Annotated in this window: 16 protein-coding genes; 11 read left to right on the top strand and 5 right to left on the bottom strand. The window is 45.9% G+C overall.

Annotated features, from left to right (window positions below; all coding sequences use genetic code 11):
• The first annotated feature begins 11 nt into the window (after positions 1-11).
• The 9 genes from ilvB (at position 12) to AC060N_RS15790 (ending at position 11,169) form a co-directional block, all read left to right on the top strand.
• A complete protein-coding gene (ilvB, locus tag AC060N_RS15830) occupies positions 12-1,751 on the top strand; it encodes a biosynthetic-type acetolactate synthase large subunit (protein ID WP_479524664.1) in 1,740 nt (579 codons plus the stop codon).
• 56 nt (positions 1,752-1,807) lie between these two features.
• Positions 1,808-2,362, top strand: a complete 555-nt coding sequence (gene ilvN, locus AC060N_RS15825) for an acetolactate synthase small subunit (protein WP_479524663.1) — start codon at positions 1,808-1,810, stop codon at positions 2,360-2,362.
• A gap of 43 nt (positions 2,363-2,405) precedes the next feature.
• Positions 2,406-3,455, top strand: a complete 1,050-nt coding sequence (ilvC, locus tag AC060N_RS15820; RefSeq protein WP_479524662.1) for a ketol-acid reductoisomerase — start codon at positions 2,406-2,408, stop codon at positions 3,453-3,455.
• Between the two features lie 110 nt (positions 3,456-3,565).
• Positions 3,566-5,083, top strand: coding sequence for a 2-isopropylmalate synthase (locus AC060N_RS15815; RefSeq protein WP_463235154.1), 1,518 nt, complete (start codon positions 3,566-3,568; stop codon positions 5,081-5,083).
• 38 nt (positions 5,084-5,121) lie between these two features.
• The gene (gene leuC, locus AC060N_RS15810; RefSeq protein ID WP_479524661.1) at positions 5,122-6,528 is read left to right on the top strand and encodes a 3-isopropylmalate dehydratase large subunit; all 1,407 of its coding nucleotides are present in this window, start codon (positions 5,122-5,124) and stop codon (positions 6,526-6,528) included.
• 23 nt (positions 6,529-6,551) lie between these two features.
• Positions 6,552-7,145 carry a 3-isopropylmalate dehydratase small subunit gene (leuD, locus tag AC060N_RS15805; RefSeq protein WP_106541811.1) on the top strand — a complete coding sequence of 198 codons (594 nt, stop codon included), beginning with the start codon at positions 6,552-6,554 and terminating at the stop codon, positions 7,143-7,145.
• A 47-nt stretch (positions 7,146-7,192) separates the two neighbouring features.
• Complete coding sequence (locus tag AC060N_RS15800) at positions 7,193-8,701, top strand: alpha-isopropylmalate synthase regulatory domain-containing protein (RefSeq protein ID WP_479524660.1); 1,509 nt, start codon at positions 7,193-7,195, stop codon at positions 8,699-8,701.
• A gap of 32 nt (positions 8,702-8,733) precedes the next feature.
• Positions 8,734-9,807: a 3-isopropylmalate dehydrogenase gene (leuB, locus tag AC060N_RS15795; protein WP_463235148.1), complete on the top strand. Its 1,074-nt coding sequence runs from the start codon at positions 8,734-8,736 to the stop codon at positions 9,805-9,807.
• A gap of 171 nt (positions 9,808-9,978) precedes the next feature.
• Positions 9,979-11,169 carry a hypothetical protein gene (locus AC060N_RS15790; protein ID WP_479524659.1) on the top strand — a complete coding sequence of 397 codons (1,191 nt, stop codon included), beginning with the start codon at positions 9,979-9,981 and terminating at the stop codon, positions 11,167-11,169.
• A 74-nt stretch (positions 11,170-11,243) separates the two neighbouring features.
• Here AC060N_RS15790 and AC060N_RS15785 read toward each other — a convergent pair whose 3' ends face one another.
• Complete coding sequence (locus AC060N_RS15785; protein WP_479524658.1) at positions 11,244-12,353, bottom strand: redoxin domain-containing protein; 1,110 nt, start codon at positions 12,351-12,353, stop codon at positions 11,244-11,246.
• 242 nt (positions 12,354-12,595) lie between these two features.
• Here AC060N_RS15785 and AC060N_RS15780 point away from each other — a divergent pair, with 242 nt between their 5' ends.
• Complete coding sequence (locus tag AC060N_RS15780) at positions 12,596-13,609, top strand: aldo/keto reductase (RefSeq protein WP_463235142.1); 1,014 nt, start codon at positions 12,596-12,598, stop codon at positions 13,607-13,609.
• An 80-nt stretch (positions 13,610-13,689) separates the two neighbouring features.
• On the opposite strand, the gene AC060N_RS15775 is transcribed toward AC060N_RS15780, so the two are convergent.
• From AC060N_RS15775 to AC060N_RS15765, 3 genes are all read right to left on the bottom strand, one after another.
• Complete coding sequence (locus tag AC060N_RS15775) at positions 13,690-13,986, bottom strand: RNA recognition motif domain-containing protein (protein ID WP_479524657.1); 297 nt, start codon at positions 13,984-13,986, stop codon at positions 13,690-13,692.
• Between the two features lie 243 nt (positions 13,987-14,229).
• Entirely contained in the window at positions 14,230-15,180 is a 951-nt protein-coding gene (locus AC060N_RS15770) for a 3-oxoacyl-ACP synthase III family protein (RefSeq protein WP_479524656.1), read from the bottom strand.
• 27 nt (positions 15,181-15,207) lie between these two features.
• The gene (locus tag AC060N_RS15765; protein WP_479524655.1) at positions 15,208-15,789 is read right to left on the bottom strand and encodes a TetR/AcrR family transcriptional regulator; all 582 of its coding nucleotides are present in this window, start codon (positions 15,787-15,789) and stop codon (positions 15,208-15,210) included.
• Positions 15,790-16,208: 419 nt separating this feature from the next.
• Between AC060N_RS15765 and AC060N_RS15760 the strand changes: the two genes are divergently transcribed.
• Positions 16,209-18,641: a TonB-dependent receptor gene (locus tag AC060N_RS15760; protein WP_479524654.1), complete on the top strand. Its 2,433-nt coding sequence runs from the start codon at positions 16,209-16,211 to the stop codon at positions 18,639-18,641.
• 12 nt (positions 18,642-18,653) lie between these two features.
• Here AC060N_RS15760 and AC060N_RS15755 read toward each other — a convergent pair whose 3' ends face one another.
• Positions 18,654-22,859, bottom strand: a complete 4,206-nt coding sequence (locus AC060N_RS15755; protein ID WP_479524653.1) for a hypothetical protein — start codon at positions 22,857-22,859, stop codon at positions 18,654-18,656.
• Positions 22,860-22,865 lie beyond the last annotated feature (6 nt).

The raw sequence follows: 22,865 nt of genomic DNA, 5'->3' as shown, positions 1-22,865 counted from the left end.
TCCAGATAGCCATGACGGCACCATCAAAAGAGTTTATGGAAATGAAACAGAAGGCCATGCAGATTACGGGAGCTGAAGCAGTTATCCGTTCATTGCTGGAAGAAGGAGTTGAAACCATATTTGGCTACCCTGGCGGGGCAATTATGCCGGTTTACGATGCTTTGTACGATTTCGACAAGCAGGTACGGCACATTCTGACGAGACATGAACAGGGAGCTGTTCATGCGGCACAGGGATATGCCCGTGTGACCGGAGATGTCGGCGTTTGTTTTGCCACTTCCGGACCGGGTGCCACCAACCTAATTACCGGCATTGCCGATGCGATGATCGATTCCACACCTCTCGTGTGTATCACCGGTCAGGTTGCATCGCCGCTTTTGGGAACCGATGCGTTCCAGGAGTCGGATGTTGTGGGTATCTCTATGCCGGTAACCAAGTGGAATTACCAGATCACGACGCCGGAGGAAATTCCAACCGCGATTGCACAAGCGTTCTACATTGCCCGCAGCGGCCGTCCGGGACCGGTAGTACTGGATTTGACCAAAGACGCCCAGTTCGGTAAAATGGATTTTACTTACAAGCGCTGCGAAAAAATCCGGAGTTACGTTCCTGAGTATCCGCTTGATAAAGAGAGTTTGAAAAGCGCATCGGACCTGATTAACAGTGCGAAGAAACCTTTCCTGCTTTTCGGACAGGGAGTAATTCTTTCCAGTGCCGAGCGCGAATTGCAGGAATTCATCGAAAAAGCTGGAATCCCAGCAGCCGGAACCTTGCTTGGTTTATCTGCTTTGGATTCCGATCATGAACTGCATACGGGAATGCTGGGGATGCACGGAAACTACGGGCCCAACATCAAAACCAATGAATGCGACGTGTTGATTGCTGTGGGAATGCGTTTCGACGACCGGGTGACCGGCGACGTAAAACGTTATGCCCGTCAGGCGAAAGTGATTCATCTGGAAATCGATCCATCTGAAATCAATAAAATCATCAAAGCCGATGTGGCTGTTCTAGGTGATGCCAAGAAGTCACTTCGTATGCTGACTCGTCTCGTGAAAAAGCAGGAGCATACCGAGTGGGTGAATGAATTCCACCAGGCTGCCGACATCGAAAATGAGAAGGTGATTCAGAAAGATCTTTTTCCGGTTAAACCGGGATTGACGATGGGCGAAGTGGTTCGGATGTCATCCGAATTAACGAATAATGAATCAGTTGTTGTAGCGGATGTGGGCCAAAACCAGATGGCGGCTGCCCGGTATGCCAAATTCTCGAAGACTCGTAGTCACATCAGTTCCGGAGGTTTGGGAACGATGGGATTCGGTCTCCCGGCTGCGATTGGTGCCAAGATTGGTGCTCCCGACCGCGAAGTGGTTGCGTTTGTTGGCGATGGCGGATTGCAGATGACCATTCAGGAATTGGGGACCATTGCTCAGGAAAATCTTCCTGTTAAGCTGGTTGTTTTGAATAACCATTTCCTCGGAATGGTACGTCAGTGGCAACAACTCTTCTTCGAGCGCCGTTATTCGTTCACCGAGATGGTGAACCCTGATTTCGTGAAAATTGCCGAAGGTTTTGGAATTCCTGGTAAGCAGGTAAAAACCCGTGAGGAATTGCAGGTTGCCATGAAAGAGATGATTGACAATCCCGGACCATTCCTGTTGGATGTTTTGGTGGAGAAAGAAGACAACATTTTCCCGATGGTACCAACCGGAGCGTCCGTTTCAGATATTTTGTTGTCGGCTGAAGAATAACCTCTGTTAATTGTTTCCGCTTTCGCGAAAAGAGTAACAGGCAAAAAACACAAAAGATGAAAGAAGAATTTATCATATCGGCTTACAGCGAAAACCACATCGGTTTGCTGAACCGCATCACCATTATATTCACTCGCCGGAAAGTCAACATCGAAAGTCTGACCGTTTCGGAGTCGGCGCTGAGCGGAATTTCCAAATTCACCATCGTGGTGCGTGAAGAGCGTTCGCGGGTGGAGAACATTGTGAAGCAAATAGAAAAACAGGTGGATGTACTGAAGGCCTATTTCCACACTAATGAGGAGATGATCTTTCAGGAAATTGCCCTGTACAAAGTGCCAACCACTGCCTTAATGGATTCAGACCAGATTGAACGGATGGTGCGGAAACACAATGCCCGTATCCTGGAAATTACCAAGGATTACACGGTCATCGAAAAAACCGGTCACAAGGAAGAGACGCAGGAGCTCTTCAATGGACTCAATAAGTTTGGAGTTCTACAGTTTATTCGTTCTGGTCGTGTGGCTATTACCCGCTCTGCAAACGAGCGGCTCTCCGAATTCCTTGCCGAGCGGGATGCACTCCTGGCAAGTATCGAAATGAAATCGAATTAAATAAAAAGTCTTATAACAACACCTTTTAAAAAATCAGATCAAAATGGCTAAAATGAATTTTGGCGGCGTCGAAGAAAATGTGGTGACCCGCGAAGAATTTCCTCTTGCGAAAGCGCAGGAAACACTCAAAGATGAAACCATCGCCGTACTCGGTTACGGTGTACAGGGACCCGGTCAGTCACTAAATCTTCGTGATAACGGATTTAATGTCATCGTCGGTCAGCGCAAAAATTCCAAATCATGGGATAAAGCTGTCGCTGACGGTTGGGTACCCGGCGAAACTCTTTTCGAACTGGAAGAAGCTTGCGAAAAAGCAACAATTATTCAATATCTGCTATCCGATGCCGGCCAGATTTCTCTTTGGCCTACCGTGAAAAAACATTTAACTCCCGGAAAAGCGCTTTACTTTTCTCATGGATTTGCGGTAACGTATAAAGAACGTACCGGTATTATTCCTCCGGAAGATGTAGATGTAATTCTGGTTGCCCCGAAAGGTTCGGGTACCAGTTTGCGTCGTATGTTCCTCGAAGGTCGTGGACTGAACTCCAGCTTCGCTATCTTCCAGGATGCTACCGGAAAAGCCAAAGACCGCGTTGTTGCACTGGGAATTGGCGTTGGTTCAGGTTACCTGTTCGAAACCACTTTCAAACGCGAAGTTTACTCCGATTTGACAGGAGAGCGCGGTACGCTGATGGGCGCTATTCAGGGAATTTTTGCAGCTCAGTACGAAGTGCTGCGTAAAAACGGCCATACACCTTCCGAGGCTTTCAACGAAACCGTGGAAGAGTTGACTCAGAGTTTGATGCCTTTGGTCGCTGAAAACGGAATGGACTGGATGTATGCCAACTGCTCAACTACTGCTCAGCGCGGTGCGTTGGATTGGTGGAAGAAATTCCGCGATGCAACCCAGCCGGTCTTTGAAGAACTGTACAGCGAAGTCGCTGCCGGAAATGAAGCGCAACGTTCTATCGATTCCAACAGCAAGTCTGACTATCGAGTCAAGTTGGAAGGGGAATTGAAGGAATTGCACGATTCTGAAATGTGGAAAGCAGGTGCCACCGTGCGCCAATTGCGTCCCGAAAATAACGGCTAATGCCGAATGATATGTGAATGGAGAGAACCTGGTTCTTTCCATTCTTCATAAATAGCACGAAGCCGGGAATAGTTTGAAAAAGTAAATTAAGAAATTCAATACAGAAAATCATGGATGATAACAGGGTATATGTATTTGATACCACACTGCGAGATGGAGAGCAGGTACCGGGTTGCCAGCTGAATACGATTGAGAAAATCGAAGTAGCCAAGGCCCTGGAACTGCTAGGGGTCGACGTGATTGAAGCCGGCTTTCCTATTTCCAGCCCGGGCGATTTTCATTCGGTGGTCGAACTGTCGAAAGCGGTTACCTGGCCAACCATTTGTGCCCTGACCCGTGCGGTGGAGAAAGATATCGATGTAGCTGCCGATGCACTGAAATATGCCAAGCGTGGACGAATTCATACCGGTATTGGTACATCACCATATCACATTAAATATAAACTGAATTCCAACCAGGACGAGATTCTGGAACGTGCGGTGGCTGCTGTAAAATATGCCAAGAAGTATGTTGAGGATGTAGAGTTTTATGCCGAAGATGCTGGTCGTACGGACAATGTTTATCTGGCCAAAGTAATCGAGGCTGTGATTAAAGCGGGTGCGACAGTTGTGAATATTCCGGATACAACCGGGTACTGTCTTCCGAATGAGTTCGGTGAAAAAATCCGTTTCCTGAAAGAGAATGTAAAAGGAATCGATAAAGCCATTATCTCGACTCACTGTCATAACGACTTGGGTATGGCTACCGCGAACACCGTATCCGGAATTATGAATGGTGCCCGCCAGGTAGAGGTAACTATCAATGGTATCGGTGAGCGTGCCGGAAACACTTCACTGGAAGAAGTGGTGATGACGCTTCGTTCTCACAAGGAGTTGGATTTGCATACCAATATCAACTCAAAAAATATTTACAAAACCAGCCGCCTGGTTTCCAGTTTGATGAACATGCCGGTGCAACCGAACAAAGCGATTGTTGGTCGGAATGCATTCGCTCACTCGAGTGGTATTCATCAGGATGGTGTGTTGAAACACCGCGAAAACTATGAGATCATCGATCCGGCAGAAGTGGGTATCAACGAATCTTCTATCCTGCTGACAGCCCGTAGTGGTCGTGCCGCATTGAAGCACCGTCTCGAAGTTCTGGGATACAAACTGGACAAAGAAAAGGTGGATGAAGTTTACGAAGACTTCCTGAAACTGGCCGATAAGAAGAAACAGATCAAGGACGACGATCTGTTGGTACTGCTCGGCGAATTGGGTAAAGGAGAACGTCGGATTAAGCTGGACTTCCTGCAGGTGGTGACCGGGAAAAATATGGTTCCAATGGCTACCGTGAAGCTGGATATTGCCGGCGAGAAATTCACAGCCACCGAATCAGGTAATGGTCCTGTCGATGCGGCGATTTCAGCTGTTAAAGATATTATTCACCGTAAGGTAGTTCTGGAAGAGTTTCTTATTCAGGCGATTACCCGAGGAAGTGATGATATTGGTAAAGTGCACATGCAGGTGGAAGCCGACGGCGTTATTTACAACGGCTTTGGCGCTCATACCGACATTGTAACCGCTTCTGTTGAAGCCTTTATCGATGCGATTAACAAAATAGGAAACGGTTCAGGTAATAAAATTTGATTCCGTTTCAAGCAGTATTAATTTTGAATGATATTCAAATGAGTTCAGCATCAAAAACACTTTTTGACAAAATATGGGATGCTCATGTGGTTGAGCATGTGGACGGTGGCCCCGATGTTTTTTACATCGACCGCCACTTTATCCACGAAGTAACCAGCCCGGTTGCATTTGGTGGTTTAGAACGTCGCGGTTTGAAAGTTTTCCGTCCGGAAAAAACCGTGGCAACTCCCGACCATAACGTTCCGACTGAAGGACAAGAACTTCCTATTCAGGAATTGCTTTCGCGTAAGCAGGTCGATACGCTGACCGCGAATTGCGAAAAGCACAATATTGGCCTCTATGGCCTGAATCACCCTTTTCATGGTATTGTCCATGTGATTGGTCCCGAGTTGGGAATCACCAAACCCGGAATGACCATTGTTTGTGGTGACAGTCATACATCAACTCACGGCGCATTCGGTAGCATAGCTTTCGGAATTGGAACAAGTGAGGTGGAGATGGTACTGGCCAGCCAGTGTATTCTTCAGCCCAAGCCGAGGAAAATGCGAATCAATGTAGAAGGAGAATTGCATCCAGGCGTTACCGCGAAAGATATTGCCCTTTACATTATTTCGAAGATTTCCACTTCGGGTGGTACCGGACACTTTATCGAATACGCTGGTTCGGCCATTCAAAGTTTGTCGATGGAAGGCCGCATGACACTTTGCAACATGAGTATCGAAAGTGGTGCGCGTGGCGGAATGATTGCCCCGGACGAGGTGACTTTCGAGTACATTAAAGGACGTGAATTTGCTCCGAAAGGTGAAGAGTGGGAAAAGCAGCTGGCTTATTGGAAAACGCTGAAATCAGATGACGATGCGGTTTTCGATTTGGAATATACGTACGATGCCGCTGACATTTCTCCCATGATTACTTACGGAACCAATCCCGGAATGGGCATTGGCGTTGACGGTGCTATTCCTACCGGCGAAGATATGGGTAAAAGCGACCGCTTTACTTTCAATAAGTCGTTGGAATACATGGGATTCCATCCTGGCGACAAAATGCTGGGCAAGCAGGTCGATTATGTTTTCATAGGAAGTTGTACCAACGGCCGTATCGAGGATTTCCGGACATTCACAGAGTTTGTGAAGGGAAAGAAGAAAGCCGATAATATCACGGCGTGGTTGGTGCCCGGCTCTCATCAGGTCGAAGCACAGATTCGGGAAGAAGGCCTCGTAGAAATTCTGGAAGAAGCCGGTTTCGAATTACGTCAGCCTGGTTGTTCAGCCTGTCTGGCCATGAATGAAGACAAAATTCCGGCGGGAAAATACGCCGTCTCTACTTCGAACCGAAACTTCGAAGGACGTCAGGGCCCCGGAGCCCGTACCATGCTGGCCAGCCCGATTATGGCTGCCGCAGCTGCTGTTACTGGTCGGGTAACCGATCCGCGTGAATTTTTGTAATGTGAACTTTGAATTGATTGATTATGCCTATCGATAAATTTGTAAAATTCCGGAGTCCGGCAGTACCACTGCCCATCGAAAACGTGGATACCGACCAGATTATTCCGGCCCGCTTCCTGAAAGCGGTAGAGCGCAAGGGTTTTGGTGATAACCTTTTCCGTGACTGGCGCTACAAAAGTGGCGATACGCCAAATCCTGATTTTGTTCTGAACGAATCCCGCTACAGCGGAAAAATCCTGGTGGCAGGAAAAAACTTCGGAAGTGGTTCGAGCCGCGAACATGCTGCCTGGGCGATTTACGATTACGGATTTCGCGTAGTTGTGTCGAGTTTCTTCGCCGATATTTTTAAAAACAATGCGCTGAATAACGGGTTATTACCGGTACAGGTTTCGCCTGAATACCTTGAGAAATTGTTCGAAACCATTGAAGCGAATCCGAATGCTGAGTTTGAAGTGGATCTGGAATCACAGACTTTCACCAATCTCGAAACCGGCGAAACAACGGATTACGAAATCAATGCCTACAAGAAAAAGTGCCTGTTGAATGGCTACGACGATATCGATTTTCTGGTTACGCTAAAAGACAAAGTAGCCAGGTTCGAAGAATCGCTACGATAAAACAAGTGTGACTGATGAGCAGAGCTATGGCAAAAAAAGTTTATATCATGGATACAACCCTGAGGGATGGCGAGCAGACCTCGGGGGTTTCTTTCTCTGAAATCGAGAAACTAAACATCGCAAAAATTCTACTCGAAGAGGTCAAGATTGACTATCTCGAAATTGCGTCGGCTCGTGTTTCTGAGGGGGAGTTCCGGGCTGCTCAAAAAGTTATCGAATGGGCTTCAAAGGCCGGTTATCGTGATAAAATTGAAATTCTCGGCTTTGTCGATGGTGGAACATCGCTCAACTGGATTAAGGACGCCGGGGGCGAAGTGATGAATCTTTTGACCAAAGGTTCGCACCGCCATTTAACTCAGCAATTGAAAAAATCGACGGAGCAGCACATTCAAGATATCCGGGAAACCATCGGTCGTGCAGGTGAGATGGGTATTCGTGTAAACATATACCTGGAAGACTGGTCGAACGGAATGCGTCATTCCCCCGATTACGTGGAGAAGTTGCTCGACGGACTAAAAGATGAACCAATTCAGCGCATCATGCTACCTGATACGCTTGGTATTTTGTCGCCGCTGGAGACATTCGAGTTTTGCCGTATGATGATCGATAAATTCCCAAAAATGAATTTCGATTTTCATGCGCACAACGACTACGATCTTTCGGTAGCCAATGTCGAGGCTGCGATAAGGGCAGGCATTAATTGTGTTCACACTACCGTGAATGGTTTGGGTGAGCGGGCCGGAAATGCGCCGTTAGCCAGTGTGATTGCGTTGCTCAACGACCATTTGAAACGTCCGAACTCGGTTAACGAGCGGAAGCTGGCAATGGTCAGTCGTTTGGTGGAGAGTTTCTCCGGGGTTCGGATTCCAACAAACAAACCAGTTATTGGTGAGAACGTTTTTACGCAAACCAGCGGTATTCATGCCGATGGCGATAAAAAAGACCAGCTGTATTTCAATGAGTTACTTCCCGAACGGTTTGGCCGTACCCGGAAGTACGCTTTAGGGAAAACATCCGGCAAAGCCAACATCGCGAAAAACCTGGAAGAGATGGGAGTTCATCTCGACCCGGATGATTTGAAGAAAGTAACTGAAAAGATCATCGAACTGGGTGACAGGAAAGAGAGCGTAACTGCAGAAGATTTGCCGTATATTCTTTCGGATGTCTTGAAGAGTGAATCCATTATTCAGCATATCGAGCTGAAGAATTACGCGATTTCTCATGCTCTGGGGCTTCGTCCGATGGCAACAGTACGCATCTCCATCGATGGAAATGAATACGAAGAAGCTACTTCCGGCGATGGTCAGTACGACGCATTTATGAATGCATTGCGCCGGATTTTCCATAAACTGAACAAGCCTTTTCCGGCATTGTCCGATTATACGGTAACCATTCCTCCTGGTGGAAATACCGATGCGCTGGTCGAAACGTTGATTACCTGGCGCATGGGAAGAGAGTTCAAAACACGTGGTTTGGATCCTGACCAAACGGCTGCCGCCATCAAGGCGACAATGAAAATGTTAAACATCGTGGAAAACGATAATCAGGTTTTCTGATTCGGATTCCGAAAAATTTGAATTGATATAATATGAAATTGAACGTTGCAGTGTTACCCGGCGATGGAATTGGTCCGGAAATAGTTGAGCAGGCGCTCAAAGTAACCAATGCCATTTGCGCTCGTTTCGGACACGAACTAATCACCAAAACAGGTTTGGTAGGAGCAGTTGCTATCGATGAAACCGGCAATCCGTATCCGGAAGAAACACACCAGCTTTGCATGGATTCTGACGCTGTGTTGTTTGGAGCTATTGGTCATCCGCGTTTTGACAACGATCCGTCGGCAAAAGTGCGTCCGGAACAAGGGCTTCTCGCTATGCGGAAGAAATTGGGACTGTACGCCAACATTCGTCCGACCATCACGTTCCCGTCGCTGTTGGATATGTCTCCGCTGCGTCGCGACCGCATCGAAGGTGCCGATTTTGTCGCTATCCGCGAATTGACTGGCGGTATCTACTTCGGTCAACCGCAGGGACGTTCCGAAGACGGAAATACAGCGTATGACACCAGCATTTACACTCGCGAAGAAATTGAGCGGATTTTGAAGTTGGCTTTTGAATTTGCCATGCAGCGCCGCAAAAAACTAACGATTGTCGACAAGGCGAACGTACTGGCTACTTCACGTTTGTGGCGGACCATTTCGCAAGAGATGGCTCCGAAGTATCCTGAAGTAGAAGTCGAGTACATGTTCGTTGACAACGCTGCTATGCAGATTATTCAGTGGCCGAAGCGTTTCGATGTGATGGTAACTGAAAACATGTTTGGCGATATCCTGACCGATGAGGCCAGTGTAATATCTGGTTCACTTGGATTGTTGCCATCGGCTTCCATGGGAGTCCACACATCTGTTTTCGAGCCGATTCATGGTTCTTATCCGCAGGCAGCGGGCAAAAATATTGCGAACCCATGTGCCACTATTCTTTCAGCAGCCATGATGTTCGAATATGCGTTCAAGCTGCAGGACGAAGCTGCTCTCATTACGGAGGCAGTGAACGCTTCGATTGAAGCGAAAGCCGTTTCAGAAGATTTAGCTGGAGAAGGCGGAAAAGCGCTTAGTACCGACGAAGTCGGAGATTGGATTGTTGAATATATCCGAAAGAAATAATATTTTCCGTTTAACGATAATAATAGCGGGGTAATCATAACTATTGATTATCCCGCTTTTTTTGTATATTAGTTAACAGTAATCAGAAGTATTGAAATTTACAGGCTTTTGGTGATAACACTTATCAGGAAAATGTGCAATCGGCATATAAATCATCCAAAATCATAAAACATGTACAAATCTCTAACCTTCTCCGTTCTCTCCCTGGTATTTGTGCTGCTCTTCTCAATCGGAGCGGTGGCACAGGAAGCTTCGACCGTTATAGACACGACAGGGGCAAAGAAAAAGTATAAGACCTGGATTGGCGCAAACTATGAAGCCGGGACAGTATTTAAGCTGAATAACTCATATCCTGCCGGAAATGGATTTTTTAATTATAATGCTGCAGATATCCGGCTGGGATGGCAGACCAATGGTTCTAAAGTATGGCATGGATTGTCTAACTATCCGTATTACGGGGTTGGATTGACTTCCGCTGCGTTGTTTGACGATGTATACCAGGTAGGAAAGCCTGCGGCCCTCTACTTTTTTTATGGAGGGAATATCAAGAGATGGAAACGCAGCGGAGTTAATTATGAGTGGAGAATGGGATTGTCATCCAATTTCGATTCCAATACGGCGAGTACGTGGGAACAGATTATCGGAGCCCGGAAGAATATATACATGCATTTGGGTTTTGAATATGCGTACCAACTGAGCCAGCGGTTTGATGTGGCAGCAGGCATTGGTTATACACACTACACCAACGCCACGTTAGCGGTTGATTCGCGCGGACTGAACATGTTTGCTCCCAAGGTTGAGTTACGTTACCATTTGTCTGATTCACGGCCGGTAATGGTTCCTGTGCAGAAGAAGAAATTTAAGGGCGAAGACGAACTGGTTTTGGCTTTTTCGGCCGGAGCCAAAGAGATGGAATATAGCCGTGCGGTGGCCCCGGAATACTGGGGGAAGAACTTCTTTGTAGGAACTTTCTCAGCTGCGTGGTTGAGTGGCATGAGTCATTCGTTGAAAGCAGGACTTGGATTCGATATGGGCTATGATGCTTCGATAAAAGCAGAAATGATGGTAGACAACGACGTTGAAAAACCGGTAACCGTTGAAGGTTCCGATTATTTCATGTTGGGAACATTTGGAACCATCGAGTATTCAATGGATCGCCTCAGCCTCGTGGGCGATTTAGGTGTTTTCCTTTTGAATAAGGACGTCCCCAAAGCAGAGCCGAGATTATACCAACGGATAGGAGTAAGGTATCATCTGAATAACGATATGTTTGCCGGCGTCCGGTTGCGGGCATCGGAATTTTCACAGGCCGAATTTGTCGAGTGGTCTATCGGTTACCGTTTCCGATGGGCTCATAACTAGTCTGATGAAATAGGAAATAAAAAAAGGGTGACTGAAAAATGCAGTCACCCTTTTTTATGCAATAGCGTATTGATTTACTTTTTATTATTCAGCAAAGCAGAGATTTCATTCTGCAAATCGTCTCCGCGCAGGTTGTGTGCGATGATTTTACCCGTCTGGTCCAATAAGATATTGGACGGAATCGAGTTAACGCCATACAAGGCGGCTGCTGAGTTTTTCCAGCCTTTCAAATCCGATACCTGAGTCCAGGTCAGGTTGTCGTCTTTTACTGCCTTCGTCCATGCATCTTTTTTAGCATCGAGAGATACACCTATGACGCCAAAGCCATCGTTGTGATATTTCTGCCATACGGCAACCACATTCGGATTTTCCTGACGACAGGGAGCACACCAGGAAGCCCAAAAGTCAACCAGCAAGTATTTGTGTTGCTTGTACACATCTGACAACTTAACCGGCTTGCCATCGGCATCATTCATGGTAAAATCGGGTGCCTGTTGTCCAACGGCCACCTTCTCCAGCTTTTTGATTCGCATGCTCAGCGTTTGCGCACTGGGCGTTTTCATTACATCTGCCGAGAAATTCTTGACGTAACTGTTTAGCTCGCTGGCATCCATACCATATTGGATTTGCAGCAAGATGTAGGGAGCGACAAACGAGTTGGGATTGTCCAGGACAAAAGCTTTCTGAATATCGTTCTCTATTTTGTACAAGTCATTCAGTTCCTTCTCGATGTGGGCTGATGTAGTTGTATCGTTTTCCGAACGGGCTTTCGCGTATTTTTCGTAATACGAGCTCATTTGGTTGTTGATACTGTCAACGCGGTCGTAGAAATTTCTGAATTCATCTTGTGCCGCAGAGCCATGGACTTCCACATCTTTCGGGTCGTCACTATTACCTGTGATTTCAATATTGCTGTTTTCCAGGAAGAAAGGAATTGCATCTTTCCGGCCGGAAGGAGGAATAACGTAGTACATTCCGGGAACATCAACCGTGCCCGAGAAACTGAATTTTCCCTTTTTCATTTGGGTTGAATCAACGGTGATCCAGTTCCCGTCAATTCTTTTCTTTAAAGTTACCGGGCCATCTTTCCATCCTTTTATACTTCCATCAACCATAAAGGCCGGATTTGTAGAACAGGATGCGACGATTGCCGCCAGGGCGAATAAATAAATTAGCTTCTTCATAACGAAACGATTTAATTTCTTGAAAAAACCCGGCACAGCCACTGTGTTGTTCGGGTAATTTTATATTAAAAATTTGTCTAAACTTAACTATAAACTATCATGTAAACAACTGCGAATTTTGATGGTTTGATCGATTGTGCCTTGATTATCATTGTTTAACAATCTTTAGTAAACGGAAAGATTGTGAACTATTTATAAAAACGAGTGTTTCGATAGTGAATACTGACGAACCAGATTAGACTATGAAAAAAAGAAGAGAATTTATCCAAACCATGCTGGGATTAACCGCTGGCATGATGCTTCCTTATCCGAGCTTTGGCAACAATCTTTCGGCGAACGATAAGTGGGGCGAAATCTTACCGAAACGAAAACTCGGTACTACCGGAGAAAATGTTACGATGTTGGGCGTTGGTGGTTACCATGTTGGTTGGACGACCGAGCGCGACGCACAGGAAGTAATCGAAGCTGCGATGGAGGGAGGCATCCGGTTTTTCGACACAGCCGAATCGTATGCCGATGGCGAAAGTGAGCGACGATACGGAAAATACCTGGTACCCAAATACCGTGATGATATTTTCCTGATGACGAAAACCTTTACGCAGGATGCTAAAACAGCGCGTGAGCACCTCGAAGGTTCATTGCGGAGGTTGAATACTGACCATCTCGACCTGTGGCAAATTCACTCGCTGCAATCGCCTGAGGATGTCGATACTCGCATTGCCAACGGTTTGCTGGATGTTGTCCGGGAAGCTAAAGAATCGGGGAAAGCAAGGCATATCGGATTTACCGGGCATCAGAATCCGTACGCACATCTTCGTATGTTGGAGAAAACTGGGGGAATGGAGTTGTTCAGCACCAGTCAGTTCCCGGTCAACCTCGTCGATTTTGCATCGGAACATTCCTTTGTCAGGAAAGTAATACCCAAGGCCATCGATAATAAGCTGGCAGTGTTGGCCATGAAAACTTTGGCAGACGGGCGTTTCTTCGGCAAGAAAGTGATGAATGGAAATGAAGTTTGGCAATCAGACGATCCGGTTGTCCCGGGGAGAATATCAATGCGTGATGCCCTTTTCTTCTCCTGGTCGATGCCCATTAGTGTTTTGATTACGGGAGCTGAGAATGCTGGTTTTATTAAAGAAAAAATTGCGTTAGCTAAAGCCTTCCAGGAAATGGATGAAACAACCAGAAAGAATTTAGCCGACAAAGTAGCTGATTTGGCTGAAGAAGGTAAAGTGGAATACTATAAAAAGGTTTGAATCTGAAATTCGCGGGTAACAAAAATGCCAATCGGAATACCTTGATTACCGATTGGCATTTCTGTTTTCAATTGTATTTTCTATTGGTAAGAATGGCGTGATGGTGCTTTCATTCTTTTTTCAGAACGGGTTCCACTGGCCTGGTGTCCAAACCGAACCACCATTTTCCGGTCGGCAATGATTAAACCATTTGCATTGTCGACAGCCCTGTTGGCTTCATAATCGTGCTCCATCTCCACAAAACCAAATCCTTTACTTCGGTGCGAACCTCTGTCGCGTACAATTCTAACTGAAGTAACATGTCCGTATTCTGAAAAAAGCTCGTACAAGTCTTCTTCAGATATTCGGTAATCAATATTTCCTACATAAAGCATCATAACAAGGTATTTAAGATTGGTATAGGCTATGTTATAAGATTAATCTAAACTGTCGGGAGCTACTTGTTTAAATAGAGCGCGTAACTTTAAAATTAATGAATTTTGTTCTGATTTAAAATGTTTTACAGTTACTTTCTGAAGGAAATATTTATATGACAACCCGACCTCATACAGATGTGATACCGCCGAGATAAAAAATAAACGCCGGATTATCCGGCGTTTTCTACTATTCTAAATTAATCGTTAAAATCGAAGGATGGCTGCGCCGGTGGAATATCCACCACCAAAAACGGTGATTCCTAAAAGGGCATCCTTTTGAATGGTGTCCATATTTTGTGAAAGACAGATACCGGTACTGGCTGAACCAGTATTGCCTAGTTCACGGATATTGGTAAATATTTTGTCTTCATTCAGCGAAAGCTGACCTGCCAGGTTTTTGATAATGCGGTGATTGGCCTGATGGGGAACAATCCAGTCGAGATTGTCGACCGACAAGCCGCATTGTTCCGAAGCTTCTTCCAGTGCAATGCGCATGTACTGGCACGCCTGGATGAAAACATCCCGGCCATCGGGCATTTGCAGTCCGTCGCGTCCCGGCGTCAGGTAAACAGCTTCAGGACCTTTACTGATGTGTCCTAACCCACGGCTATAGATGCTGAGGATTTCGGCAGGCTTATCGCCCAGTGGCTCATCACTGATGAAAAGGGCGGTAGCCCCATCGCCCCATAAGTGGCCACTTTTCTCGCAGGTTTCATCGCTGAAAGCGGTGTTGTGCTCCGAAGCAATAACCAAAGCCTGCTTCGATTTTCCCATGGCGAAGTACCCTTCGACAATTTCGAGGGCATTGACTAAAGAAGAACAAGCCGATGAAATATATACCACCTGTGCGTCTTTGATATGAAATTCCCGTTGAACAACGTGTCCCATGGTGGCCACCGTGTCGTATGGAGAATACGAGGCACCGACAATCAAATCAACATCACGGATATCGAACGGGAGAGAAGGCAATGCATTTTTGACGGCTTCCACCGCCATGGTGTTGGTGTTTTCATCTTTCCCGGCCTTTGAACGGGTTTTGATTCCGGTCCGTTCAAAAATCCAGGAATCAGATAAACCATTTACCTCTTTGAAGTATTCATTGAGAACTCTTTCCTTGGGCAAATAGTGTGATACAGTGTTTAGAAACATTTTCATTTTATGATGATGGTATATAATAAATATCTATCTGGTCTGTGGTTTAATTCCCTGAAACAGAATTTTGGTGCAAAGGTTTAGCGTGGTTTGATATTTAGAGCCGAAATCGTCTTTGATGAATTTGGGTTCAAAACCTTTGATGGTAGTATGTGCAATATCTGCTGTAAGATCGGGCTCCTCGATACTAAAAGAGCCCGCGTTGTTACCTTCCCGAATAATTTCAGCCAGGTAAGCTTTTTCCCGGACATCCAGCTCTTTTCTGATTTCCTCAATTCGGGGGTGGTTATTCAGAAAATCGGAACGAAGTGAGCGGTTTCTTTTGACCAGGTCCTCTAACGCCTGCATACGCACAGCTACAAAATGCAGAACCTTTTTTTCAGGCGATAAGTTGGATTTGACGACTTTTTGCAATCGGTTGATAATTGCTTCAATTTCACTTTTAACAACGGCCCGGTACAGATCGTCACGGGTTTTGTAGTACATGTAGAGCGTTCTTCTCCCCAATCCGGAAGCACGAGCCACATCTAACATCGTGGTTTTGCCGATGCCTTTGTTGGCAAAAAGTTTCCTGGCTACATTCAATATATTGCACCGTGTTTTTTCTTTCATAATAAAAATGCACACATTGGTCTCTTGTGTGCAAAAGTAGTGATTTGTCGGTTGACCGGCGTTATTTAATACTTAAATATTCATTGATAATCACGGGATAATGTTGGGTTATCCGATCGGGTGGTGGTAAGTTGTTATTTAACAATGCTGTATGATGTCTTATTATTTTAAAAAATATCTGAGAGCTAAAAAGTGCGATATTATCCATAAAATGTTAAGACGAAAGTTATAAATGCTATTTCTAGTTTTAAAAAATATTCATCATTATTTAGGCTGGGCAAATGTTTTAAATATGCTGTATTTATTGGTGATGTGTGATGATTAGGTTATAGGGCATGTAAATAAGCAATAATTTATTATTGATAAATTGTTACTTAATGTTAAATTCGCAGAAGTTAAAAACAAAGACCAAAATATTTATGGGGCGTTTAAGCAAGAAACAAGTGTTTCTGTTAGCACTTTTTATCTTCGCACTAACCCCGTTTCAATACTTATTCGGACAGAGTGATAAAGATGATGAGTCGGGAGAGCTTCGGGGAAGAATCCTCGATATGAAATCAAAACAACCGATTGAGTATGCTAATATCGCCTTATTCCGTTCAGTTGATTCAGTGTTAATTAACGGAACAGCGTCGGCAAGAAACGGCTCGTTTGTGCTAAAGAATATTCCTTACGGGAAATATTTCATGAAAATTCGTTTTATGGGGTATTCGCCGCGGGTGATGACGAATGTAGAACTTGCCCAACAACGAAATCCGTTTATTCTGGGAGATTTATTTCTGGAGCCGGATGTGAAGCAACTTGGCGAGGTCGATGTTGTTGAGCGTACCGGGGGTGTCAGTACCAAATTGGATAAAACAGTGGTGAACGTTGCTAACCGGATGGAAGGAGCCGGAGGAACCGTGGTTGACTTGTTGCAGCGTGTTCCATCGGTTAATGTAACGCCCGGCGGTAACCTGACATTGAAGGGAAGCGAAAATTTTCTGGTACTGATTGACGGAAAGCCATCTCCGCTGAAAGGCAATAACGCATTAAAAAGTATCCCCAGCGACAACGTGCAAAAGGTCGAGGTAATTACCAATCCATCCGCCAAATATGATTCGGATGGAACAGCCGGCATCTTAAATATCATCACGAAGAAAGGCCGCGGCGAAGGCTGGGATGGTAACGTCACGCTTGCCCATGACCAGATAGGCGGTTATGCTTCCGATTTTATCATCAATCATAAAGCCGGGAAACTCAGCTTCTTCGTGGGAGCCGACCATAATAAGCGGAATATGGAAGGAGATGCGACGTCTGTAGTGAAGAACTACCAAAATGGTTATTTGCTTCAGAGTAACCAGGACGGCAGACGTTATTCTTACCGAAAAAATACAGGCGTTAGAGGAGGTATTGAATTTGCTCCATCGAAAAAAGATGACCTGTTACTGTCGGCAACTGCCGGAACTTATTATGTATTGAATCATGCCGATTTCGATATGACCTATTCTTCCAACGGTCCGGATTCCTATGATATAAAACGTATGAGTGTTGGTGAAAACCGGAGACCCGGAGATTACCGGGGAGCCTCGTTATCCTATTCCCATGCGTTTAACAATAAAGGGCATAAACTGGAAATCACCGGGCAGTGGAACAATACTTCGTTTGACAACCGGATGCATAATGAGTTGAAAGACGAAGCCGGAAAACTGACCAACTGGATGAAGACGAAGGATTCGCGCAACGATGATGATAGTCGGATTAATCTGGATTATTCTTTGCCGTTGGGCGACAAAAGTAAGTTCGAAGCCGGGTATCAGTTCCGCAAAGAGAATGAATCATCAGAGTATACGGCAGATTTATCTCAGGCGGGTACAGAGTTGTCTGCTTTTTCGGTTGGGGACTCCAAAAGCAGTTTGAGCCGGGAGATTCACGCGTTCTATAGCCAATACCGGAAGAATTGGGAGAAAATGGAACTGCAGCTGGGACTGCGAGCCGAGCATACGTCGCGATTGCTGAACAGTGTGACCGATAACTGGCAGAAAAAAGTCGATAAGTGGGATCTGTTTCCATCATTCTTTCTGAATTATCATTTGCCTCATAAGCAAACGATGAATCTTGCTTTTTCACGACGACTTGATCGGTTAACGACTATTCAGATGGAGTCCAGTCCCCGTTGGTACGATTTTGACTACGTTCAATCGGGAAACCCATTCCTCGATAACGAATACAACAACTCGTTGTCGTTAACCTATTCCAATTCCTTCAAAAGTAACAGCATCACGTTGAAAGGGTATTACGATTATTATAAGAACCATATTTTCAAAGTGCAAAGCATTTACGCAGGAACAGTCGTCAATTACAAATTCGAAAATGTGGGAGATGAAGATGCGCTGGGATTGGACGCCACGTTCAATTTTAAGATGAATAGCTTTTGGACAATGATGCCCATCTTCAATTTTTATAAGTTCAGGGTGAAGACGGTGGGCGAACTCGCTCCAATTTATGGCACGCGTGGTGATGCAGGAGTAAATATCCGTTGGTCGAATTCATTCAGAATCAGTGATAATACCTTTTTCCAGATCATGCCAACCTACGGAACCGGCGTGAAGAGACCACAGGGTAGTAACGAGCATGTTTTTTACACCTACATATCTTTTCGCCAGCAGTTCCTGAAAAAAAGACTGTCGTTGACGTTGATGGCTTACGATATTTTCCATACAACGGATATTGTAACAAAAATAGATGAGCCAAATTTTTACCAAACCACGTCGATGAAACCCAATTACCCCATCCGCTTAACGCTCTCGTATCGTATCAACAATTACAAGCGAGACAAGCGGAAACAGGCGACCACAGTGAATATGGATTAACACTAAAACGGTCTATTTTTTTACATTGATTTTGAAGACGTCGGCATAAACAAGACGCGGTTCGTTGTTGGGCGGAAGTCCATCGCCTCGTTGCCGAAGAGTTGTTTTTAACTGCTCGCCGGAACGCTCATACTCCCGAATGATAATCTCGAAGGGAGTGGAGCGGTATTTTCCGGGCAAGTTAAAGTCTTTTACCAACCGAAAATATCCGTTGTTTACGTTTTTTTCTGAAACCGCTATCGTGTAGTTGTATCGCGAAAGCGCTTTGTCTGTGCGGTCATCATCTAAAATTGCATCAATGGGTTGCGCCAGTTCCGGGTCGATAAAAGTAATTTCGAAATAACTACCCGGATGGTTGGGATAAACATGGGAAACCAAACCGGAAATGGTTATTCTAAACCGAGAGTTATTAGCGTCGTTGTTGAACTCAATATGGGTGCGCCTGTCGGGAAGTAGCTGAATGAAATCAGCGGTAACAGGTTCACTAAGACAAACATCGTGATTTCCTTCCTTCAGTGAGTTTTCCTGATAACGAGCCAGGATCAACCGGATGAACGGGAAATACATCCGCTGCGTACTAATGCTGATATCGGCGTACCATTTTTTCCGCTGCTTGTCAAACCGAACCGGATAAATAGCCGCATCTGTACGGATATTTTTAACTCCGGGGTGCTCCAGATTTCGAACGGTTTCTGCGTTGAAACCAAAATCATCCGGTAATGGCCCGGTTTTATCGGGTTTTGTCGATGGATGAATCGGGTCGATACCCCACATGGTGAAGTTGGGATTGTAACGCTGAGCCGCCCGCATCATAGCGGTTTTATCTTTGTTGCCTTGCGGCATTAAAAGGATGGCCAGTTTTTCTCCTTCGCCGGATGAAAACCACGGACGGTCCATGTAAACACGCAACCCACCACCATTTCGTTTGTGAATCATCACTTTGTTGCCGTCCGATTTTTCCCAATGCATCAGAGGCAGAACATATTCTACTTTCGGAATAGCCGGCCTGGCGGTGGAAAGAATATTCACCTTTTCAAACCAGGGGCCTTCGCGTTTTACCTGTTTAGGTGTTTCGTCGCTTTCGCGGACAAACATTTCCGCATAGCGTGAAGTTCCTACCGGGCGATAATCGACCCAACGGTGTTTGGTATCGTTGAACCGGTGTACCAACGGGGGAATCGCCAAAACAAACCCACGATAGGTAATGGTTTTGAACGTAACATCAGGTTTCATACGGAACAATTGGACAGGCTTCTGGTCGGGCTCTATTTTTTTTATCATGGGGCCAGCCATTCTCAGTTTCATCTGTGGCTTTTCTTTGGCGGTACTGATATACCCAAACTGCTTCTCGGATTCGTGATAACCAACTACAAACTGGTCGAGTTGTGAATTGGCATCTACCTCTTTGGGTTCCGTCAATAAGGGATTGTCGTCCATGTCTTTCCACCGTGCTTCGACATACATTTCTTCCGTACTGCGAGCATGAATTTTCAGCTTCGTATTCAAATCGGCATCCGTCGAACCAAAATCTCTGGCTGGTTGTATTACATCGATTTTCGGCTCTTCTACCGGTTGTTGAACGGCATGGACCAGTTCCAGTTCACGGCCGGGACTGAGCATCCAGTGCCTGCCGGTGAAAGCTAGTTGTCTCAGTTTTTGGTCTCCGGGTGATTCTTCTTTCAACATCTTCCAAACGCCCGACAGCGACTGCAAATCGGTTGAGCGCCAGAAAGAGGTGAATTTCAGTTTCAGGCGGTAGCCCTTCGGCAAACGAACGGTCAACATCCGGTTGCCCGAACTCCAGGTTGCCCCGAAGTCACCTTCAGCCAGCTGAATGCGCAATGAGCGATATTTCAACCAGTCGCCTTCGCCTTCCGTGTTGTTAGTTGGATTGAGTTCACTGGAAGAGAAAAAACTGAAATAGCGTGGATCGAATGTTTTTTCGTGCGTTTTTTCATAACCATCAGCCAGGAAAACGGCTACACCGGCTGCAGCCGGATCGGGGATATATTGGATCGAAGCTTCCGATTCGGAGTAGATTTTGTCTTTCCCGTCGACCATCACTTCCGGCGATTTCTCCCGGCCCACGATGAGCTGATACATCTCACGTGCGGCGTCCGGATTACCGTCAAATGCTTTGTCGAAGCGTCCGTGAGTTTCGGCCATCAGCTGGCTGTTTTCCGGCGGAAGCAAATGACGGGCAGTTGTTCCATTTCCAGTACCCTCGGCTTGTTCGTATGCCTCGGCGGTCTGGTCAAAATTACTACGGATTACCAGCGATTCAGGTGTTTCTCCCTGCCGCAAAGCGTTGGCCAGCAGAAGCAGCGGATTGGAAACCGGTTCGTAACGCTGGTAAACAAATCCGGAAATGATACATTTATCCGGACTATCAGTCTCGTTTTTCAGCGCTAAGCTATTGCCGGCAAGGTCAACGGTGCGGACCCTAATGTTGTATGATTTTCCAAAACGCAGTCGCGGAAGCGTACCCGGAATGATTTCTGACTGAACATTCAATTTGAAATCCAATGTTGGGTCGAACGCAAACTTTTTTTGTTCGTCAGCCATGGTCCGGTGAACGTAATCATGGCTTTTGTCGGGCGACGAGTCGTCTGCTTCGTTAATGGCCAACCCGGGACGTGGAACAGAAAGACTCCAGCCTTCCCAGCGAAAGAGGGTTTCACTGACAAAAAAGTCATCCGGGTTTTCAGGGTCCTGACTGGCTGCCATCTGCAGAAAACCTTCGTCAGGCTCGATATCACCAATTTCGGTTGGATTGTTGTTTTCATCGTAATAGTTTACCCTGTCCTGTTTCCGGTGAAGCGAATACCATTTATCCGGTTGCTCGCTGTAAGCGATGTCCATCCGGTATCCCAGCGTTACGTCTTCAGCGTAAAGTATCTCTTCCGGCGCAATGATATTGTGCTCTCTTTTCCGGTAACGCGTAGCGGAAAAATCGGCTTGCAGCTTCTGCGTGATCTGAAACCGGTGGTCGACAAACACATCGATGTCGTTTTTGATGATGCCAATTCCAGCATTGCGCATGGGTGGCATCCCTTCGTCATTTTCTTCCTCGTCTTTTTCGTGTGCAAGATTCAGTGCCAGATTGGTGATGGTCATGCGCTCAATTTGCTGACTTTGTTCCGTAACCTGAATCTGCCTGATGGAATTCTTTTCAATTTGGTTGTCGACCATTTCAGATAGCTGGACGGCTGTTCCGTCGGTGTCAATCTGGTTAGCTGAGAATTCCGGAGTGTTGATTTTGACAAAGCCGTTGTGCAGGAACGTATCGTTCTTTTCGCGGGCGTAGAATCCGTCACTGGTCAGTCGATAAGCCGTTCGGGGAGTCGAAATTTCGGTTTCTACTTCCCAGTCGGTCACCGACGGATAGATCTTGAGTGTACTTTCCGGGGCAACATTTTCAGGAATCGGGACGAGAAAATCGAGTACCAGCCCGAATTTCCGTTGCAATTGCGGATAGCTTCCCAAAGCGGCCAGGATATCGTGAAACTCAAATTCCGGCTTTTCAATCTTTAGCAAAGGCGCTTTCAGCATTCTCATTTTGTACTTATGAAAATCGCGCAACTGAACAAAATTATATGCCGGTACCTTTGCCTGTAATTTCAATTCTTTATAATTCCTGGCGGAAAGGAGTTTACTGTGGTCTTCTTCCAGCATGTTATTTTTGACCAGTTCGCGGGTAACCATTGGCCGGATGTTGGTGATGGGTTGTCGCTGGAACTGCCGGATTTGGGTTTCCTGCAAAGGCCTGAAACGTCCAATGTTCTTCACCTCGGTATTCTCCAGCAAAACTTTTCCGCGAACAACTTTCTCCGGCGATTTTGTTCCGAATTGCGTGTACGTTTTCAGTAGAAAGGTTTTCATCGACGCCACCTGGTAGCTGTGTATCCGCGAAAGCGTGTAGTCTTCTTTTTTATAGCTTTCCACCTTGATATCTCCGTGGAAAAGATCGCCCCAAAGAGATGGATCGAGTTTATCCTGAACCGGCTGAATGACACTTTCTTTACCGTCCATATTCAGTGAAAACTGCATTGCATTCAGCTCGTCGTGCCATTTCAGTATATCAGGAAAATCCTTGAGTTTTAATTTGCCCGAACCCGCCAGTTGAATGGCAATGGCCAAAGATAAGCGCAGGTAATCCTGACCATTTTGGCTGGTACGTCCGTTAGGAAGCGCTGTGAAAAGAATGGATTGTTTCATGATTTG

It is taken from the genome of Prolixibacter sp. DSM 2831, from assembly GCF_056493735.1.
The sequence above is the reverse complement of the archived record's forward strand: the minus strand, read 5'-3'. Positions and strand labels throughout refer to the sequence as shown.

Coding starts and splice junctions, on each gene's coding strand:
- AC060N_RS15770 (WP_479524656.1), bottom strand. CDS start 15,180: ATGAAAATGTTTCTAAACACTGTATCACACTATTTGCCCAAGGAAAGA.
- AC060N_RS15760 (WP_479524654.1), top strand. CDS start 16,209: ATGGGGCGTTTAAGCAAGAAACAAGTGTTTCTGTTAGCACTTTTTATC.
- AC060N_RS15785 (WP_479524658.1), bottom strand. CDS start 12,353: ATGAAGAAGCTAATTTATTTATTCGCCCTGGCGGCAATCGTCGCATCC.
- ilvC (WP_479524662.1), top strand. CDS start 2,406: ATGGCTAAAATGAATTTTGGCGGCGTCGAAGAAAATGTGGTGACCCGC.
- leuC (WP_479524661.1), top strand. CDS start 5,122: ATGAGTTCAGCATCAAAAACACTTTTTGACAAAATATGGGATGCTCAT.
- AC060N_RS15775 (WP_479524657.1), bottom strand. CDS start 13,986: ATGATGCTTTATGTAGGAAATATTGATTACCGAATATCTGAAGAAGAC.
- AC060N_RS15790 (WP_479524659.1), top strand. CDS start 9,979: ATGTACAAATCTCTAACCTTCTCCGTTCTCTCCCTGGTATTTGTGCTG.
- AC060N_RS15765 (WP_479524655.1), bottom strand. CDS start 15,789: ATGAAAGAAAAAACACGGTGCAATATATTGAATGTAGCCAGGAAACTT.
- ilvN (WP_479524663.1), top strand. CDS start 1,808: ATGAAAGAAGAATTTATCATATCGGCTTACAGCGAAAACCACATCGGT.
- AC060N_RS15755 (WP_479524653.1), bottom strand. CDS start 22,859: ATGAAACAATCCATTCTTTTCACAGCGCTTCCTAACGGACGTACCAGC.
- AC060N_RS15780 (WP_463235142.1), top strand. CDS start 12,596: ATGAAAAAAAGAAGAGAATTTATCCAAACCATGCTGGGATTAACCGCT.
- AC060N_RS15815 (WP_463235154.1), top strand. CDS start 3,566: ATGGATGATAACAGGGTATATGTATTTGATACCACACTGCGAGATGGA.
- leuD (WP_106541811.1), top strand. CDS start 6,552: ATGCCTATCGATAAATTTGTAAAATTCCGGAGTCCGGCAGTACCACTG.
- leuB (WP_463235148.1), top strand. CDS start 8,734: ATGAAATTGAACGTTGCAGTGTTACCCGGCGATGGAATTGGTCCGGAA.
- AC060N_RS15800 (WP_479524660.1), top strand. CDS start 7,193: ATGGATACAACCCTGAGGGATGGCGAGCAGACCTCGGGGGTTTCTTTC.
- ilvB (WP_479524664.1), top strand. CDS start 12: ATGACGGCACCATCAAAAGAGTTTATGGAAATGAAACAGAAGGCCATG.